The sequence below is a fragment of the Streptomyces chisholmiae genome (assembly GCF_031845445.1).
GTDB lineage: Bacteria > Actinomycetota > Actinomycetes > Streptomycetales > Streptomycetaceae > Streptomyces > Streptomyces chisholmiae.
The window spans coordinates 1-18,123 of sequence record NZ_JAVREO010000013.1; the positions used below are offsets into that span (position 1 = coordinate 1).

Below are 18,123 nucleotides of genomic sequence, written 5' to 3' on the forward strand. Positions count from 1 at the left end.
ACACGATGTGGAGTCCGAGGTCGTACACGCCGCCGGAGAATCGGCGAACCTTCCTGGTCACGGCCACGCGATCACTATACACGCGCCGCAAGTCTAGTGCGCCAGAAAGGTGGGCCCAGGTGAACAGCGCAGATCCATGCACACAGTTGAGGTCAGAGCAAGGCTCAGAAGCCATTCCCCACCCCGCTAAAGCGGGGCGTCCCCTGGCTAGGTACTGATGGCACCCGGCACCGAAGGCCCCGCGTCCGCCGCGTACTTCCCGACGCTCGCGGCGGAGCGGCTGGACATCGCCCTCTGCCGGGCCTCGGCCGCGGTCGCCCGCGCCACGGAGGCCCGGGCACACGCGCTCGGCCTGGGCGTCGGGCAGCACCTGGTGCTGAAGATGCTGGCGGCGGTCGGCCCCCGCTCCCAGCGGGTGCTCAGCGACGAACTGCGCATCGACCGCAGCGTCATGGTCGGCCTCTGCGACAGCCTGGAACAGGCGGGCCTCGTCCGGCGCGAGCGGGCCGCCGGCGACCGGCGCGCCTACGCCGTCACCCTCACCGACGCCGGCCGGCAGCGGCTGGCGCACGCCGAGGAGGCCGTGCCCGCGCTGCTGGACGACGCCTTCCAGGCCCTCACCCCGGCCGAACGCGACCGGCTCTCCGCACTCCTCGGCAAGCTGCTGCGGCCGGCGCCCTGACCCCGCCCCGGCTCAACCGGCGGGCGCCGGCTCAGGGCGCGCCGTAGCCGCCACCGCCCGGGGTCTCCACGACGAGCGTGTCGCCCGGCGCCACCTCGACGCTGTCGTTGCCGGCCAGCTCCTCGACCGTGCCGTCCGCCCGGCGCACCGCGTTGCGGCCCGGGGCGCCCGGGGCGCCGCCGGCCATGCCGTAGGGCGGCACCCGGCGGTGGCCGGTCAGCAGGGCCACCGTCATCGGCGCCAGGAAGGTCAGCCGGCGCACCACGCCGTCGCCCCCCGGCCAGCGGCCGGCGCCGCCGCTGCCGGCCCGCACCCGGAAGTCGGCCACCCGCACCGGGTAGCGCCACTCCAGCACCTCGGGATCGGTCAGCCGGGAGTTGGTCATGTGGGTCTGCACCGCGGACGCGCCGGGAAACCCGTCGCCCGCGCCCGAGCCGCTGGCCAGCGTCTCGTAGTACTGCACCCGGTCGTCGCCGAAGGTGACGTTGTTCATCGTGCCCGAGCCCTCCGCCTGCACGCCGAGCGCCGCGTAGAGCGCGCCCGTCACGGCCTGCGAGGTCTCCACGTTGCCGGCGACGGTGGCCGCCGGGTAGCGGGGGGCGAGCATCGAGCCGGGCGGGATGCGCACCTCGACCGGCGCCAGGCAGCCGCTGTTGAGCGGGATGTCGTCGGCGACCAGGGTGCGGAAGACGTAGAGCACGGCGGCCAGCACCACCGAGCTGGGCGCGTTTGCGTTCCCCGGCTGCTGCGGGGAGGTGCCGGCGAAGTCCAGCACCACGCCGCGGGCCACCCGGTCCACGGTGACGGCCACCTCGATCACCGCGCCGGCGTCCGTCTCGTAGCGGTAGTGGCCGTCCGCGAGGGTGGCGATGATCCGGCGGACCGCCTCCTCCGCGTTGTCCCGCACGTGCCGCATGTAGGCCCGCACCACGTCCAGGCCGAACTGGTCGATCATGGCGCGGAGTTCGGCGATGCCCCGCTCGTTGGCGGCGAGCTGGGCGCGCAGGTCGGCCAGGTTGGCGTCCACCCCGCGCGAGGGGTAGGGCGCGTCCAGCAGCAGCGCCCGGGTCTCCGCCTCGCGCAGCCGACCCCCGCTGACCAGCAGCCAGTTGTCGAAGAGGACGCCCTCCTCGTGGACGGTGCGGCTGAAGGCCGGCATGGAGCCGGGCGTGATGCCGCCGATCTCCGCGTGGTGCCCGCGCGAGGCGACCAGGAACAGCAGCCGCTCGCCGGCCCGGTCGAAGACCGGGGTGACCACGGTGACGTCCGGCAGGTGGGTGCCGCCGTGGTACGGGTCGTTGATGGCGTACGCGTCGCCCGGCCGCAACCGCCCCGCGTTGCGGCGGAGCACCTCCTTGATCGACTCCCCCATCGAGCCCAGGTGCACCGGGATGTGCGGGGCGTTGGCGATCAGGTTGCCCCGGTCGTCGAAGAGCGCGCAGGAGAAGTCCAGCCGCTCCTTGATGTTGACCGAGTGCGCCGTGTTCTCCAGCCGCACGCCCATCTGCTCGGCGATCGACATGAAGAGGTTGTTGAACACCTCCAGGCGGACCGGGTCGACCTCGGTGCCCACCGCCACCGTGGCCGGTCGCGGCACGACCCGGTCCAGCAGCAGGTGGCCGCGGTCGCCGACGGTGGCCCGCCAGCCCGGCTCGACGACGGTGGTCGCGTCGTCCTCGGCGACGATCGCCGGGCCGTCCACCGCGTCGCCGGGGCGCAGCTCGGCCCGCTGGTAGAGCGGGGTGTCCCGCCAGGCGCCCTCGGTCCAGACCCGGACGGTGTCGGCGGCCCGCGCCGGCCCCGGGCGCGGCGGCAGCGCCGCCAGGTGGTCCTGGTGGCCGCCGGCCGCGCCCACCGCCTCGGCCTCCACGGTCGCCGCCACCAGCGGCTGGTCCATGGTGAACCCGTAGCGCGCCGTGTGCGCCGTGGCGAACTCGGCCGCCATCGCCGGCACTTCGGCCAGCGCCACGGGCAGCACCGCGTCCGTCCCGGCGTACCGCAGGTGCAGCCGGACGGTGTGCCGGACGGCCGCCTCGGGCACGCCGTCGGCGCGCAGCGCGGCGCGGGCCGCCCCGGCCAGCTCGTCGGCGACGGCGCGCACGGCCGGCAGGTTGGCCTCGGTCAGCTCGGTCTCGACGGAACGCTCGCGCAGCGCGGTGGCGTCCGCCACGCCGATGCCGTAGGCGGAGAGCACGCCGGCCAGCGGCGGCACCACCACGGTGGCCACCCCCAGCGCGTCGGCCACCCGGCAGGCGTGCTGCCCGCCGGCGCCGCCGAAGCTGGCCAGCGCGTAGCGGGTGACGTCGTGGCCGCGCTGCACGGAGATCTTCTTGACCGCGCCGGCCATGTTGAGCACCGCGATGTCCAGGAAACCCTCGGCGACCTCCTCCGGGCCGCGGTCGTCGCCGGTGGCCTCGGCGATCTCCCTGGCCAGCTCGGCGAACCGCGCCCGGACCACCCCGGCGTCCAGCGGCTGGTCGCCGTCGGGGCCGAACACGCGGGGGAAGTGGGCGGGTTGCACCCGGCCCAGCATCACCTGGGCGTCGGTGACCGCCAGCGGCCCGCCGCGCCGGTAGCAGGCCGGGCCCGGGTCGGCGCCGGCCGACTCGGGCCCCACCCGGTAGCGGGCGCCGTCGAAGCGCAGCAGCGAGCCGCCGCCGGCCGCCACCGTGTGGATGTCCATCATCGGTGCCCGCATCCGCACCCCGGCCACCTCGGTGCCGAGCACCCGCTCCAGGGTGCCCGCGTAGTGCGAGACGTCGGTCGAGGTGCCGCCCATGTCGAAGCCGATCACCCGGTGGTGGCCGGCCTCGGCGCAGGCCCGGGCCATGCCGACCACGCCGCCGGCCGGGCCGGAGAGCACCGCGTCCCGGCCCCGGAAGTTGCCGGCCTCCCGCAGCCCGCCGCCGGACTGCATGAACATCAGTCGCACGCCCCGGAGTTCGTCCGCGACCTGGGCGACGTAGCGCCGCAGCACCGGGGAGAGGTAGGCGTCCACCACGGTGGTGTCGCCCCGGGACACCAGCTTGATCAGCGGGCTCACCTCGTGCGAGCAGCTGACCTGGGCGAAGCCGGCGTCCGTCGCCAACCGGGCGACGGCGCGCTCGTGTTCGGGGTGCCGGTAGCCGTGCATCAGCACCACGGCGGCGCTCCGGAAGCCGTCCGCCCGGGCCGCCCGCAGCGCCTCGGCCACCGGCGCCTCGGCCAGCTCCCGCACCACCGAGCCGTCCGCGCCGATCCGCTCGCCGACCTCGATCACCCGGTCGTAGAGGGCCTCGGGCAGCCGGATGTGCCGGTCGAACAGGCGCGGCCGGTTCTGGTAGGCGATGCGCAGCGCGTCCCGGAAACCGGCGGTGGTGAGCAGCACGGTCGGCTCGCCGCGCCGCTCCAGCAGGGCGTTGGTGGCCACCGTGGTGCCCATCTTGACGATCTCGACCCGCTCGGCCGGCACCGGCTCCCCCGGGGCCAGGCCCAGCATCCGGCGGATGCCGGCGACCGCCGCGTCCCGGTACCGCTCCGGCGCGTGGGAGAGCAGCTTGTCGGTGACCAACCGGCCGTCCGGCCGGCGGCCCACCACGTCGGTGAAGGTGCCGCCACGGTCGATCCAGAACTCCCAGCGCCCGTCCATCCGGTCATCGTGCCAGGCGCGGCGCGCGGCGGGCCAGCGCGACCGAGGGGCGGACGCGCCGTCAGCCGACCGCGGGCGGCGAGCCGTCGGCCGTCAGGGGGCGCATCGGGGGCGCGTCGGACCGACCGCGCGCCGGGGTGGGGCGGCCGGCCGCACGCCGGCGGGGTGTCGGTCGGCGCGCGCCGGGCGGGTCAGCCGGCGGCGCCCGGGGCCAGCCGGCCGCGCACCACGCTGCGCACCCCGGCCTGCTCGGCCGGATCGCTGGCCAGCCGGCGCATCCGGGCCAGCGCCCGGCGGTCGCCGGTGCTGACGCACTCGGCGCCCAGCAGCCTGGTCTCCTCCTCGCAGTCCCACAGGCACTCGACGGCCAGCCCGCTGGCGAAGCCGGGGTCGGTGGCCGCCAGCGCCCGGGCGGCGTGGCCGCGCAGCTGGGACGAGGGCGTCTCGCGGTACAGGTGGCGCAGCACCGGGGCGGCGGCGGTCACGCAGAGCCGACCCACCCCCTCGACCAACGGGCGCAACTCCCGGCTGTCCGCGCCCCGCACACACACCGCGCGGTGCAACGCGGCCAGCACCCGGGGCGCGTCGGTCGCGGTGCCCCGGCGGGCCAGCAGCGCGGCGGCCGTGATGCCCAGCTCGTCCCCCCTGGTCGCCCAGTGCCGCGCCTGGTCCAGGGTCCGGGCGCCGTCCATCCGGGAGAACGCGGTCAGCGCGGCCCGCCGCACGTCCGGGTCGGGCGCGGCCACCGCCGACTCGACCAGCGCCAGCGCCCGGGCGTCGCCGCGCTCGGCGAGGTGGCGCAGCGCGGCGGCGCGGGCCGCCGGGTGGCCGCCGCCGGCGGCGGCCAGCAGCGCCGGCCGGTCCTCCGGGCCGGCGACCGCGCCCAGGCAGCGGGCGGCCGGCGCCTCGCGCCACTGCCGCGGGGTCTGCGCGTAGCCGTCCTCGGCCCAGGCCAGGACGGAGGCCACGCTCCAGCCCGGCCGGGGGCCGGACGGCCGCAGCTGGCGCTGCCAGCGGTCGAAGTCGCCCCGCTCCAGGGCGGCGGTCAGCCGCTCGCGCTGGGCCGGCCGGTCCGGGTCCTCGGACCAGACCCGCCAGGGGCGCGGCTCGAAGGAGTCCCGGACCGCGTCGGTCAGCGCGGCGTCGCCCTCGGCCGTGCGCGGGAAGCGGTCCAGGATGCGCGGCCCCAACGGGCGCAGTCCGGCGTCGGTGTCCCGGACCGCCAGCTCGTCGAGGGCCCAGGGCCAGTTGGTGCCGCGGACCGCGTAGTCGCGGAGCAGCCGCAGGGCCTGGCCACGGCCGTAGGTGGCCAGGTGGCCGAGGACGGAGAGGGCCAACCCGGTGCGTTCCTCGTCGCCACGGGCGGCGTCGTCCGGGTGGAAGAGGTGCTCGGCGATCGGGCCGAGGTCCGCGCCCAGCTCCAGGTAGAGCCTGGCGTAGTAGAGCGAGCGGCGTTCCAGCTGCCAGTCCGGGCGTGGATCGTGGAGCACACAGTGCTCCAGGGCGGCCACCGCCTCCGCCCTGGGGGCGGCCAGCGCGTGCAGCCACCCGTCACCGCGCCCCCGCTGGAGGAGCCCCAGAAGGGTCCCGCTGGGCGCTATGCCGGTTTCGGTCGGACTGGCGAACATATGAGTCAGCATCCGGTGCGTTGTCATCGGTGGCAACGGGATTTCCCGCTGGCCGGCTCCTTGCCGGTGACACAGGTTCTACACCCGATGTGCCACCGTGCGCGCCCCGTGCGGCGGCTGAATCTCTTACGGAGCGGGTAGGGCTGTGCAACAGTCTGGAGTCGTCCGTGCCGACCGCTCCGGCCGTCAGGCCCGACTCGCCGTATCGAGGTCAGCCATGCTCTCCTCCCAGAATCCCAAGCCCACGCTGGACGATGTCCCGGCCGGGCCCACGCTCGACGAGCTGATCGATCGCGCCCGCCGGTTGCGGGACGACCTCGACGCGGCCCGCCGCGCGGACTCCCGGGACACCGCCGGTGAGCCGGTGCGGCGGGCCGCGTGGGAGCTGGTCGGCAGCTGGCTCGACGACGTCGGGGAGCAGCTGCACGAGCTGCGGGCCGCGCCCCGTCCGCCGGCCCCGGCCGCCCCCACCCCGCGGGTGGGCAGCGCGGAGTGGAACCTGCTGACCGACGGGGTGGTGTGGTCGGACGAGCTGTTCGCGATCTTCGGCCGCCCCGTGCGGGAGGGGCCGCTCACCCTGGACCAGCTCCCGTCGTTCCTGCCCGCCGAGGACCAGCCGGCGCTGACCGCGGCCGTCACCGGCTGCCTGGTCGACGGCCGGCCGATGGACTGCGAGTTCCGGATCACCAGGCCGGACGGCTCGCTGCACACGGTGCGGATGGCCGGCGAGCCGGTGCTGGACGACGAGGGCGGCACGGTCGCCATGTGGGCGATGATCAGGGATGTCGGCGAGGTGGCGCACCCGGTGCCCAGCCAGCGGCGGCCGGAGGCGGCCGAGGTGCTGCCGGACCCGGGCGAGGAGGCGGCCGGCGGCCGGGAAATCGAGCGCGCGCTGACCGCGGCGGCCCACGCCCCGGCGGTGGCCGCCACGCCGGCCGCGCCCGGCGTGCTGGAGCTGGCCGCCCGCTACCTGCCGGCCGGGCACGGCGCGCCGATGACGGGCAAGTGGTCCGACTGTCTTGAACTGCCGGAGGGTGGCGCGTTGTTGAGCGTCGGCGACCTGGCGGGCCGGGGCCCGGCGGCGGTGGCGGGGACGGCCACCGCGCTGGGCGCGATCCGGGGCATCGCGCTGGCCGGGCAGCCGCCGGCCGCGCTGCTCGGCCATCTCAACCAGCTGCTGGACCGGGGCCCGCACCCGGTGCTGGCCAGCGTGTTGTGCTGCCGGTACGAGCCCAGGGACGGCCGGCTGACCTGGGCCCAGGCCGGCCACCCGGCGCCGCTGCTGTGCCGGGGGGGCACCGGCTGGGCGCTGCCCCGGCCGACCGGCACCCTGCTGGGCGCCGTCTCGGACGCCGCCTACGCCGAGCGGACGGACCGGCTCCAGCCCGGGGACGTGCTGGTGCTCCATACTGATGGACTGTTTTCGGACATCCCAGCACGCGGTGTGACCGGCCACGCGGGGGACCAGCGGCTGCTCAAACTGGCCGGCCGGCTGAGCGCGGCCGGCAGCGCGGCGGAATGCCTGCGGCTGATCGCCGACGAGCGGGTCGAGCAGGATCTGACCGACGACGCCTGCGTCCTGGTCGCCCGCGTCACCCGCTGACCCCGGCGCCGGCGAAGCCCGGGGGCGGCAGGGTCGGTGACCGGCCGCCGACCGGCGCGCAGCGGCGGGGCCGCGTGCCGAGTGCGGGGCCGCGTGTCGGCGGCGGGGCGCGGAGCGCCCGAGCGCACGCCCGGGCGCGCGGCGCCACGACCGGCGGGGCCGGGGCGGCAGGGCCCGGTGACCGCCGACGCGAAGCGCCGGGCGCGGGGCAGCAGGGTGATGCGCGCAGCCGGCGATCCGTGCGGCGGGGCACCGGGGCCGGCCGGCGGCGGGGCGCGGGACCCTCCACCACACGCCCGGCGCGCGGCGCCAACAGGGGCGCTGTGCAAGCGCGAAGCGCCCGGGGCCGACACCGCAGCAGCAGCCGGACCGGCGCGGAAGGTCGAACGGGCTCGGCCCGGGGCAGGCCCGGCCGCGGGCAGCCGGGGGGCGAAGCGCTGGGGCCGGTGGCGCCGGCGCGGCCCGTCGGGGCTCGGGCCTCGGTCCCGGCCCGACGCAGAGGTGCTCGGCTCGGCTCGGCCGTAGGCTGGCCCCTGCGGTCCAACTCTCTTGTGTGGAGGCCATGATGGGGGATTCCGAGTGTGCGCGTGTGGTGCGCGGTCACCTCACCGGGGGTGAGGAGCTGCGGGCGGCCGTTTCGGTCTACACGGGCGCCGGCCTCAGCCGTGTCGTCCTCGGCGTCACCAACCGCCGGGTGCTGGCGATCAGGAGCGGCTACTGGTCGATCCGGGACAGGGGGCTGCTCTGGGCCGACCCGGTGGAGGAGGTGGCCCTGGCCCAGCGGACACGGGACGTCCGGGTGAAGGGCGCCTACACCGGCAACACGTACCTCCGCCTCCGGCGGGCCGACGGCAGCGAGCTGCGGTTGAACCCCCGCAGCGGCTTCGCCGGCGACCACGCCGGCACCAGGAAGAACGTGGATCGGCTGTACGTGGTCATCCCCGGTCGTTTCTGACCCGCGCGCGCCCGCGGTTCCCGCGCGGCGCCCCCTGTCCGCCCGCCGCCGGGGCGGCGGGCGGCGGGGTCAGACCAGGCGGGGGGCGCCCGCCGGGCGGGGCAGCGTCTGGGACAGCTCCTCCCGCAGCTCCTCGATGCGCGCGTAGCCGGCGTAGTAGCCCGTCAGCCGGTACATCTCGCGGAGCCGGTCCCAGGTGCGGTGGGAGGAGTTCTCCGCCACCGAGGCCAGCGCCAACCTGGCGTACCGGTCGGCCTGTTCCGGGTCGTCGTCGATGAAGCAGGCCGAGGCCAGCGAGATCTGGTCGAAGATCCGGGCCCGCTTGAGGTCGCCGGCGCGCAGCGCGAGCGCCTGCTTGGCGTGCCGCTCGGCGTGCGGGGCGGCGGTCGGGTCGTGGTCGGCCAGGGTCCGGTAGGCCAGCGCCTGCATGCCGTGCAGGTCGGCCTCGTCGAACAGCTGCATCCAGCTCGGTGGGGGCACGTCCCCCCGGTCGGAGACGAAGAGGTCCTCCGCCTCGCCCAGGGTGCGGCGCATCGCCTGGCCGTGGCCCATCGAGGCCTGCGCCCAGGCCTCGATGGTGCGCAGCATGGCCCGGGTGCGGGGCAGCGCCTCGTCGCCCATGCCGGCGTTGGCCAGCCGCATCAGGTCCAGCGCGTCGTCCGGCCGGCCCAGGTGCACCATCTGGCGGGCGGCCCGGGAGAGCGCCTCGCCGGCCCTGGGCCGGTCGCCGCCCTCCCGCGCGGCGTGCGCGGCGATCACGAAGTACTTCTGCGCGGTGGCCTCCATCCCCACGTCGTGCGACATCCAGCCGGCCAGCACCGCGAGGTTGGCCGCCACCCCCCACAGCCTGCGCTTGAGGTGCTCCGGATGCTGGTAGGCCAACAGGCCGCCCACCTCGTTGAGTTGGCCGACCACCGCCTTGCGTTGCAGACCGCCACCGCGGGCCGCGTCCCAGGCGCGGAACACCTCGACCGAGTGTTCCAGCGCCTCGATCTCCTCGGAGCCGATGGGGGCGGCCTCGTAGCGGTCCAGCCCGGGGTCGTCCAGTGCTGAGCCGGGGCCACGGGTGTCGGGGGTCGTCCTGAGCCAGTCGTGCATGGCGTCGCTGAGTGCGGAGCCGGCGGCGAGCGCGGCGCCCGCGCCCACCATGCCGCGTCGGTTGAGCATGAGGTCCATTCCCGTGAATTCGGTGAGGACCGTGGCCGTCCGCCAGGGGGTCCAGGGCAGTCCGTGGATGGACGGCCGCCTGGCCGCGCTGTCTGGCCGGCGCAACCCGAGGTCCTCGATGGTCACGACACGGCCGAGTCGCTCGGTGAACAGCGTCGCCAACACCTCGGGCACCGGGTCCCGCGGGGTCTCGCCGGTGTCGATCCACCGACGCACCCGCGATGTGTCGGTGGCCAGCTGGGGGAAGCCCTGGGCCGCCGCCTGCCGGTTCACCAACCTCGCGAGTTCTCCCTTGGACCATCCGGCGAGCCTGAACAGGTCCGCCAGCCTGGTGTTGGGTTCTCTGCTCACGTCAAGCCCCCAGGATCTCGGCTGAGTTGACAGTAACCGGGCCGGTACCCCGGCATGACAATTCGCCAGGGTTCGCCAGGGCTCGCCAGATGGTGTGCCACCCGTCCGAGGGGGTGATGTGTAACCAGGCGCCACTGCGGCACCGGGCCGGCGGGCACGTCCCCCAGGATGTCCGACGGACCGACGGCCGGCGGCGGCGCTCCCCCTCTCCGGCGGCACTGAAGGGATCTCGTCCGGACATGTACCCAGCACCCTCTCCCGTGGCCATCCGGCACCGCGTCGTGCCGGCGGCATCGCCCGGCGGTCAGCTCGGCGCCCGCCCCGAGGAGCGGGTGCGCCGCTCGCCGCAGCCCGGGTCGCCGCTGCCGGGCGCCCCCCGCCTGGAGTTCGCCGGGGCCGGCGGCGAGCGGCTGCGCGACGCGCTGGCCGCCGTGCGCCGGCTCTGCCCCGAGTTCGCCCCGGCGCGGGTGCTCCGGGACGCCGCCGGCACCGTGGTGCTCGCCGGCATGGCCGGCCGCCGGGCGGTGGTGGCCAAGTGCGCGCCCGAGCCCACCCCGGAGCGGGCCGCCAGATTCGATCAGGAGATAGCGGCCAACCGCGCGTTCTCGCGGCACCGGCCGCCGGTGCGGGTGCCGAAGCTGATCGCCGACGCCCCGGAGGAGCGGGTGCTGGTCACCGAGTTCGTGCCGGGCCGGGCCGCCGCCCCGCTGCGCCACCCGGCGCTGCCGCCGTCGACCGCCGACCTGCGGGCGGCGCTGGCCGCCGTGGGCCGGCTCAACAGCTGGCGCCCGCCGGCCGGGGTCTTCCCCGACGCGGTCAACTACCCGGCCGAGCTGACCCGTTACCAGACGCTCGGGCTGCTGACCGAGCGGGACGTGAGCGACCTGAAGACGCTGCTGCGCGACCTGCGCAGCCGGGGCCGGCAGGGACCGCCGCGGCAGTTCTGTCACGGCGCGGCACTGCCGCCCCAGGTGCTGCTCTCCCCCACGGGCCCGGTGCTGGTCGGCTGGGGCGACGCCGGCTGGTACCTGCCCGGGTACGACCTGGCCTCGCTGTGGGCGGCGCTGGGCGAGTCCCCGCTGGTGCGCCGGCAGATCAGCCAGCTCGCCCAGGCCGGCGGCCGGACCGCGCGGGACGCGTTCCTGGTGAACCTGATGCTGGTGCTCACCCGGGAGATCCGGCTCTGCGAGCGGGCGGTGCGCCGGGCGATGGACCGGCCGGGCAGCGCCTCGGCCGACCGCACCGCCGGGCCGGCGCCCGGCGAGGAGAAGCGACTGCTGCTGCGCCGTCTGCACGAGGACTGGTCCCGGGCGCGCAGCGCCGTCCGGGCCGCCGTGGGCACCCGCTGACCGCCGGCCCCTGGACCGCCGGACGACTCCGGCCCTGGGCGGAAAGTCGCCCGCGCCCAGGGCCGGTTACCCCTCGACGGCGGGACGTCGGCCCGGCGGCGCGGTAGCGTGCGACGGCCGGCGGAACGCCGCCGGTGTGGTCGCGACCGGGCTGGGGGCGAGCGTCCGTATGGTGCCGTTGGCGGAGGACGACCCGCGGCGGGTCGGTGCGTACCGGTTGCTCGGTCGGCTGGGCGAGGGCGGCATGGGCCGCGTCTACCTGGGCCGTTCGGTGGGTGGCCGGGCAGTGGCGCTGAAGGTGGTGCACCCGCGGTTGGCCTCGGTGCCCGGCTTCCGCCAGCGTTTCGCGCGGGAGGTCCGGGCCGCCCGCGCGGTCTCCGGGCCCGGCACGGTCCCCGTGGTGGCGGCCGATCCGGATGGCCCGGTCCCCTGGCTCGCCTACGCCTATGTGCCGGGCCTCGCGCTCGCCGACGCGGTCCACGCGTACGGGGCGCTGCGGCCCCGCACGGCCTGGTGGCTGTTGGCCGGGCTGGTCAGCGCGCTGGGCTCGGTACACGACCGCGGCGTGGTCCACCGCGATCTCAAACCGTCCAACGTGCTGCTCACCCACGACGGCCCCCGGCTGATCGACTTCGGCATCGCGCGCGCGGCCGACGACGCCACGCTGACCGGGACCGGCATGGTCGTCGGCTCGCCCGGCTACCTGTCACCCGAGCAGGCCGGCGGCGGCGAACTGACGGCGGCCAGCGACGTGTTCTCCCTCGGCGCCGTGCTCGTGCACGCGGTGACCGGGCACGGCCCCTTCGGTGCGGGTTCGGCCCCCGAGTTGCTCTACCGGGTGGTGCACCAGGAGCCGGAACTCCCCGACCTGCCCGACGGGTTGGCCGAGATCGCCCGCCGGTGCCTCGCCAAGCGGCCGGCGGACCGGCCGCTCCTGGCCGACCTGCGGGAGGCGGTCGCCGCACACGCCGACCACCGGGCCGCGCTCCCCTCGCCCGTCGCCGCCGAGCTGCTCCGCCGCGCCGAAGAGCTGCTCAACCTCGAACTCGCGCCGCTGACCCGCCCGTCGCGGCCGGTGGCGCACACCGCCGTGCCCACCGCCGTCGACCCGGCCGTGGCGCTGGCGGCCGAGCCGACCGTCAGTACGCCGCCGGCCGACGCCGTCGTCCCACCCTTCTGGTTCGCGGTGCCGGTGCCCCGCCCCCTGCTCTCCGCGGACGGGGAACCGGTGGCGGAGCTGGCGCCGGGCGCCTGGTACCTCGCCGAGCGCGCGCACGGCGACACCCTCCACGTGCTGGCCGGTGACGGCCGGCGCGGCCTGCTGCACGACACCGACGGAATCGAGATCGGCCACCACGGCACGGCGGAGCGCCAGGAGCAGACGGCCGCCGACGAGGCCCAGGACGCGCCGCGGACTCCGGCCCCCGAGGCGGGGCCGTTCTGGTTCGCGGTGCCCGAACACCGCCCGCTGCTGTCCGAGGACGGGGCACCGGAACCAGTGGCCGAGCTGGCGCCCGGGGCGTGGTACCTCGCGGTGCGGGCGCGCGGCGACGCCCTCGAAGTCCTCAGCGGTGACGGCCGGCGCGGCCTGCTGCACGACACCAGCCGCATCCAGCGGGGCGACGATCCACGCTGACGACCCGCCGGTCCGGGTCCGGCGCGGCCCGGCCGTCGCCCGCCGCCGGCGCGGTCAGTGGGTGAGCACCGTCTTGCCGGGCAGCCGCCCGGCGCCGGCCTCCGCGTGCACGGCGGCCAGCTCGGCCACCGGGCGGCGGGCGACGACGTGCGGCCTGACCTTGCCGGCGTTCACCTTGGCGACCAGCTCGGCCAGTTGGGCACCGTCGGGGCGGACCCAGAGGCTCGCGCCGCGCACGCCCCGGGCGGGGGCCTCGGGGATCGGGCCGGCGGAGCTGGCGGCGACGCCCCCGTCGGCGACGTACTCCGTCAGCCGCGCCAACTCCGCCGGGGCGACGCGCACATGGTTCACCACGACCTGGAAGGGGCCGCCCACCGCGGCCGGGCCGGCGGCGAGGTCGAGCGGGCCGACGACCCGGTCCGCGCCGTAGCCGCGGAGCCGGTCGGCGTGCCGCGCCGCGTCCACCGCGGTCACGGTCGCGCCCGCGTCGACGGCGAGCTGGACCACGAGGCTGCCGACCGCGCCGCCCGCCCCGTTGACCAGGACGGTCTGGCCGGGCTTCAGCTCGGCCAGCTCGAACGTGGTCTGCCAGGCCGCCAGGCCGGACAGCGGCAGCGCGGCGGCGTCGGCCAGCTCGGTCGTCCGGGGCGCCCGGGCGAGGGACGTGGCCGGGGCGAGCGCGTACTCGGCGGCGCCGCCGGCGGAGTCGAGCGGCAGCATCGCCACCACCGGGTCGCCGACCGCCAGGCCGGTCACGTCCGCGCCCAGCTCGGCTACGGTGCCCGCCAGGTCGATGCCCGGCACGTAGGGGAGGCGGATCGGCAGCAGCTCGGCCAGCGCGCCGGCGCGGATGTGGTCGTCGACCGGGTTGAACGAGGTGGCCGCCACCCGCACCAGCACCTGCCCGGCGCCGGGCACCGGCCGGTCGACGTTCTCGTGGCGGAGCACCTCGCTGCTGCCGAACTCGTGGAAACGTATGGCCTTCATGGCACTTCCTTCAGGGGGTCTGGGCCGTCGCCCACGGTCGGGGCGAGCGGCGGGGTGCGCGCCGAGAAGGCCGAGGTCAGACGGTCCTTCACGGTGGCCGAAAGCAGGTCATTCACTTGCCTTGGCAAGCACTCGGGCTCGCCGAGGCACATCACAACGTAGCCCACGGCGAGTTGCCCAGGCAAGTGAAATGAGTTGCCCAGGCAAGTAATCCCGGTTGCCGGAGCAAGTGATCAGCGCTCCCGGGCCCCTATGATGGGACGCATGGATACTCAGTCGCCCTGGCTCGACGACGACCAGCAGGCCCTGTGGCAGGCGCTCCTCACGGTCGTCATCGCGCTCCCGGCGGCGCTCGACCGCCAACTGCAACGGGACGCCGGCATCAGCAACTTCGAGTACGGGGTCCTGGCCCAGCTGTCCATGGCCGACGAGGCCACCATGCGGCTCAGTGACCTGGCCCGGGTCTCCGACAGCAGCCAGCCCCGGCTGTCGAAGGTGATGGACCGCTTCGAGGCGCGCGACTGGGTCGCGCGCCGGCCCGACCCCGAAGACGGCCGGTACACCCTCGCCGCGCTGACCGAAGCCGGCCGACAGAAGCTGGCGGAGAGCGCGCCGGAACACGTCGCGCAGGTGAGGCGGCTGGTGTTCGACCCGCTCAGCGCCGCCCAACGGCGGCATCTCACCCCCGCGCTCACCCGGATCGCCGCCACCGTCCGGCGGGAGCTCGAAGGCGGCTGAGCACCGCCCGGCGGCTCCTCAGCACGGACGGGGCACGGCGCGGCGACGGGGCCTGGTCAGCCCTGGAGCAGCGCCGGATCAGCCCTGGAACATCTCCGCCGGCAGCGGCTTGAGCAGCTGGTACAGCTCGTCCGTGATCGGCCGCTCCCAGCTGGCGATGGTGACCAGCACCCCGTCGCTGCGGTCGAACTGCACGCAGGAGACCCGGCCCTCGCTGCACTTCACCCGCCGGACGATCAGCAGGTTCCCGTCGTGCATCACCGGGACCTCCTCGGTACCCAGACAGCGCACGTCGTCCGTCAGCTCCAGCGCCGCCATCAGCTGGTGCACCTCGAACGGGACCTCGTCCTCCGCGCGCTCCCTGGCCGGCGAGCCCTCGGGCAGGTTGCCGATCACCATCGCCGGGCCGCGCCCGCCGAACAGGTCGTAGCGCAGCACCACGCCCTGACAGCTGCCGTCCGGCGCGGGCAGCAGGCCGGCGCCGAGCACCCCGGGCCAGTCACCCGGATCCATGGCCAGCACGTCGAAGTCGGGCCCGGCGGGGGTGGGGGCGTTGCGGCGGCGGAGGAACGACATGCCCGCCATGGTACGTCGACGAGGCCGGACCCGACGGCCGAGGGCCGGCCGGGACGGGGTGCCGGGCGGTCGGGCCGGCGCGGCCGGCCGGCGGGGTGCGCCGGCGCCGCCGCCGGACCGGGTCACCGGCCGGCCGGCGGGCCATCTCGGCGGCCCGGCCCGGCAGTTGCCGGGGCGCCGAACGGGCGCGCCGGACGGTCAGCCGCCGAGCGCGGCCGGCCGGCGGACGGTCCCGCTCGGCACCGGCCGGCCGTCGTCCAGCACGAGCGCCGTCATCGCCTCGTCGGGCACCTCGAAGGGCGCCCGGACGCCGCACCGGGAGGCCGGGGAAGCCAAACCGCGGTGGTACGCCGGGGTGCCCCAGGACGACCACGAGGTGCTCGCCGGCGACCAGGGCGGCGCAGCGCACGGCGGCGGAGCCGGCACCGGTGCGCTGCGCGGTGGGCAAGCACGGCGCACGGCGCCCGGGCGAGCGCCGGCTCGCCGCCGACCCGGCGGCGGGTGCGCGGCGCTCGCCCGGTCAGGGTCCGGTCGGGGGCGACGGCGCCGAAGGAGAGGCCGGCGAGCCGGGCGGCGGGGCCGGCGCGCGGGGCCTCGACCAGGTCGGCCTCCTCGGCGGTGGGGGAGGCGGCGAGGCAGACGGCCAGGACCGCCGGCCGGGCGGCGGCGGTCCCGGGGCGGGTGGTCCGGGTGGTCGTGGCCCACCCGTCGCTGCTGGTCCGGGTGGGTACGGCACCCGAGGGGCCCGCCACGACCGCACGGACCACCGCCACCGGCGCCAACGGCCCGCCGGCGCGGGCCCGTCGGGGCCGTGCCGCCCCGGTCAGGCCGGGTCGGCCGGCGGGGCCTGCCGGGCGGCGGACAGCCGGTAGGGGCCGGTCCGCCACTCCCAGCCGTGCCGGAGCACCAGCGCGGCCAGGTCCCGGTGGGTGAAGGAGACCCGCTCCCGCAGCGCGCACACGTCCGGCCAGGAGAGGGCGGCGCCGCCGGCCAGGGCCGTGGCCAGCGCGCTGGTCACGGCCGGGTCCACCGGATGGCGCCGCAGGTCGGGCAGCGTCCGGTGGCCGTCGGTGCGCAGCAGCCCCCAGCCGCGCTCGGCGCACCGGGCCACCAGGGCGCGGTGCCTGGCCACCTGCACCGCCAGCGCCAGGTCGGTGATCGCGCCGACCGTGACCAGCACACAGCCGCCGTCCTCGGTGACCACCAGCAGGTCCGGGCGGTAGCGGTGGGCCACGCCGTCGAAGGCGCAGGTCACCACCGGCGGCTCCTCGGTGAAGTCGGCGACCTGCGGCGCCGCGTCGAGCAACTCGACGACATCCAGCACCCGTTGGGAGGAGTACCGGACCTCGCGCCCCAGCTTGTGGCTGAGCCAGCGCCCCGAACGGTCCCCCGGCTCCACCGGCGGTTCCGCCGGCTCGGCGTCGGGGGCCGGGCCCCGGGCGGGACCACCGGGCCAGTCGATCCCGGCCGCCAGCCGCCCCCAGCGCAGCCGGGCCCGCTCGGCCCGTGCCGCGTCCCGCCGCCTCCGCCGCGCCACCGCCCGGCGGCGCTCGACCAACTCGGCTACCGCGCGCTCCAGTTGGCGGGCACCCGCGTCGGAGGCGCCGGCCAGGCGCGCCAGCTGGGCGACCGCCTGCCCGCTGTTGACCCCGGGCAGCAGGGCCTCGGCGAGCACCAGCAGCCGCGCGGCCGGGGCGGCCTCGCCGGTCAGGCGTTCCCCGGCCCCGGCCGGCCGATCACCGGGACCGGCCATCCGTTCCCCGAAACCGTCCGGCCGCTCCCGGGAGGCGGTCTGTCCCCCGGAACCGGCCGGCTCCTGCCCGGCGGCCGGCCGATCACCGGGGCCCGCCGGGGCCGCCCCGGCCGCCCGGTCGCCACCCCGCGGGGCAGCCGACAGTCCGAGACCCGCCCGCAGCAGCTCGGCCAGCCGCCGGGCGGCCGGCTCGTCGGAGGTCGCGAGCCCGGCCACGGTCCGCTGCTGGAGCTGGCGGGCCCGCTCGCCGGTGAGCCCCAGCTCCCCGCCGACCGCGGCCAGCGACCGCGGCACCCCGTCGTCCAACCCGAACCGGCCGGCCAGAACGGTGCGTTGGCGGGGCGGCAGCGCCGAGAGCGCGGCGGCCAGCAACTCCCGCAGGGCGAGCACCGCGTCCGGGTCACCGGCCTGGATCGCCGCCCGGTCGGGCGCCCGCCCGCCAAGGCCCGGGTGCCGGCACTCCAGGAGCCAGTCGTCCAGCAGCAGCCGCCGGTCCCGCCGCCACAGCCGGTCGGCGGCCGCCCGCCGGGTCGGCGCCGCCTCGCCGGCCAGGGCCGCGGTCACCGGTCGGCGCAGGAACTCCTCCGCCCGGGTCGGGGCGAGGCGCTGCCCGGTGCGGTCGGTCCACTCCGCCAGCACCTCATCCAGCGCGGCCGGGGGCACGGCGGCCGACGCCCTGGCGCCCCGGGCGGCACGCGCCGACTCCCGCCGCTGCGGCCTGCCCCGCTCCCACTCCGCCAACCGGCCGGCCCAGTCGTACTCCGGCTCGGTGGCCAGCCGGGCACGGAGCCAGGCCAGCGCGCCGGACCGGTCGACGCGCTCGGCCGGCGGGATCAGGCGGACGGCGCGGGCGGCGATCGCGCCCGGCGAGCGGCCGTGCGCGGCGGCGATCTCGGGGAGCGAGCGGCCGACGCCGATCGCCTCGACCAGCTCGGCGCACTCGGCGAGCGTCCAGCCCCGCCCCTGCCGACTCCGGTCGGCCGGCTCCGCCAACTCGGCCATGCCGTCCCCCTGTTCCTCGACGTCCCGCCAGTGTTTCCCGCCGACCCGCACGGTAGTGGGGCGGCCTC

Annotated in this window: 13 protein-coding genes and 1 pseudogene; 6 read left to right on the forward strand and 8 right to left on the reverse strand. The window is 77.0% G+C overall.

Annotated elements, in window-relative coordinates; translation table 11 throughout:
* A pseudogene (locus RM844_RS33760) lies at positions 1-67 on the reverse strand (IS200/IS605 family transposase); the annotation flags it as partial.
* A 150-nt stretch (positions 68-217) separates the two neighbouring features.
* Here RM844_RS33760 and RM844_RS21030 point away from each other — a divergent pair.
* Entirely contained in the window at positions 218-682 is a 465-nt protein-coding gene (locus RM844_RS21030) for a MarR family winged helix-turn-helix transcriptional regulator (protein ID WP_311668870.1), read from the forward strand.
* 31 nt (positions 683-713) lie between these two features.
* Here the strand turns inward: RM844_RS21030 and RM844_RS21035 are convergent, their stop codons facing one another.
* Complete coding sequence (locus RM844_RS21035; protein ID WP_311668871.1) at positions 714-4,310, reverse strand: hydantoinase B/oxoprolinase family protein; 3,597 nt, start codon at positions 4,308-4,310, stop codon at positions 714-716.
* 191 nt (positions 4,311-4,501) lie between these two features.
* Positions 4,502-5,938: a HEAT repeat domain-containing protein gene (locus RM844_RS21040; RefSeq protein ID WP_311668872.1), complete on the reverse strand. Its 1,437-nt coding sequence runs from the start codon at positions 5,936-5,938 to the stop codon at positions 4,502-4,504.
* Between the two features lie 217 nt (positions 5,939-6,155).
* Between RM844_RS21040 and RM844_RS21045 the strand changes: the two genes are divergently transcribed.
* A complete protein-coding gene (locus tag RM844_RS21045) occupies positions 6,156-7,541 on the forward strand; it encodes a SpoIIE family protein phosphatase (RefSeq protein WP_311668873.1) in 1,386 nt (461 codons plus the stop codon).
* Positions 7,542-8,130: 589 nt separating this feature from the next.
* Complete coding sequence (locus RM844_RS21050) at positions 8,131-8,496, forward strand: hypothetical protein (RefSeq protein ID WP_311668874.1); 366 nt, start codon at positions 8,131-8,133, stop codon at positions 8,494-8,496.
* Positions 8,497-8,565: 69 nt separating this feature from the next.
* Here RM844_RS21050 and RM844_RS21055 read toward each other — a convergent pair whose 3' ends face one another.
* Positions 8,566-10,014, reverse strand: a complete 1,449-nt coding sequence (locus tag RM844_RS21055) for a DNA-binding protein NsdB (RefSeq protein ID WP_311668875.1) — start codon at positions 10,012-10,014, stop codon at positions 8,566-8,568.
* A gap of 239 nt (positions 10,015-10,253) precedes the next feature.
* Here RM844_RS21055 and RM844_RS21060 point away from each other — a divergent pair, with 239 nt between their 5' ends.
* Both RM844_RS21060 and RM844_RS21065 read left to right on the forward strand, forming a co-directional pair.
* A complete protein-coding gene (locus RM844_RS21060) occupies positions 10,254-11,363 on the forward strand; it encodes an aminoglycoside phosphotransferase family protein (RefSeq protein WP_311668876.1) in 1,110 nt (369 codons plus the stop codon).
* Between the two features lie 169 nt (positions 11,364-11,532).
* On the forward strand, positions 11,533-12,999 hold the full coding sequence (locus tag RM844_RS21065; RefSeq protein WP_311668877.1) for a protein kinase domain-containing protein: 1,467 nt from the start codon (positions 11,533-11,535) through the stop codon (positions 12,997-12,999).
* 54 nt (positions 13,000-13,053) lie between these two features.
* Here the strand turns inward: RM844_RS21065 and RM844_RS21070 are convergent, their stop codons facing one another.
* Positions 13,054-13,986, reverse strand: coding sequence for an NADP-dependent oxidoreductase (locus tag RM844_RS21070; protein ID WP_311668878.1), 933 nt, complete (start codon positions 13,984-13,986; stop codon positions 13,054-13,056).
* A 264-nt stretch (positions 13,987-14,250) separates the two neighbouring features.
* Between RM844_RS21070 and RM844_RS21075 the strand changes: the two genes are divergently transcribed.
* Complete coding sequence (locus RM844_RS21075; RefSeq protein WP_311668879.1) at positions 14,251-14,724, forward strand: MarR family winged helix-turn-helix transcriptional regulator; 474 nt, start codon at positions 14,251-14,253, stop codon at positions 14,722-14,724.
* Positions 14,725-14,802: 78 nt separating this feature from the next.
* Here the strand turns inward: RM844_RS21075 and RM844_RS21080 are convergent, their stop codons facing one another.
* From RM844_RS21080 to RM844_RS21090, 3 genes are all read right to left on the reverse strand, one after another.
* Positions 14,803-15,300, reverse strand: coding sequence for a hypothetical protein (locus tag RM844_RS21080; RefSeq protein ID WP_311668880.1), 498 nt, complete (start codon positions 15,298-15,300; stop codon positions 14,803-14,805).
* A gap of 198 nt (positions 15,301-15,498) precedes the next feature.
* The gene (locus RM844_RS21085; RefSeq protein WP_311668881.1) at positions 15,499-15,636 is read right to left on the reverse strand and encodes a hypothetical protein; all 138 of its coding nucleotides are present in this window, start codon (positions 15,634-15,636) and stop codon (positions 15,499-15,501) included.
* 487 nt (positions 15,637-16,123) lie between these two features.
* Positions 16,124-18,055 (reverse strand): sigma factor-like helix-turn-helix DNA-binding protein, encoded by a 1,932-nt coding sequence (locus RM844_RS21090; protein WP_311668882.1) that lies wholly within the window; start codon positions 18,053-18,055, stop codon positions 16,124-16,126.
* Positions 18,056-18,123: the final 68 nt, after the last annotated feature.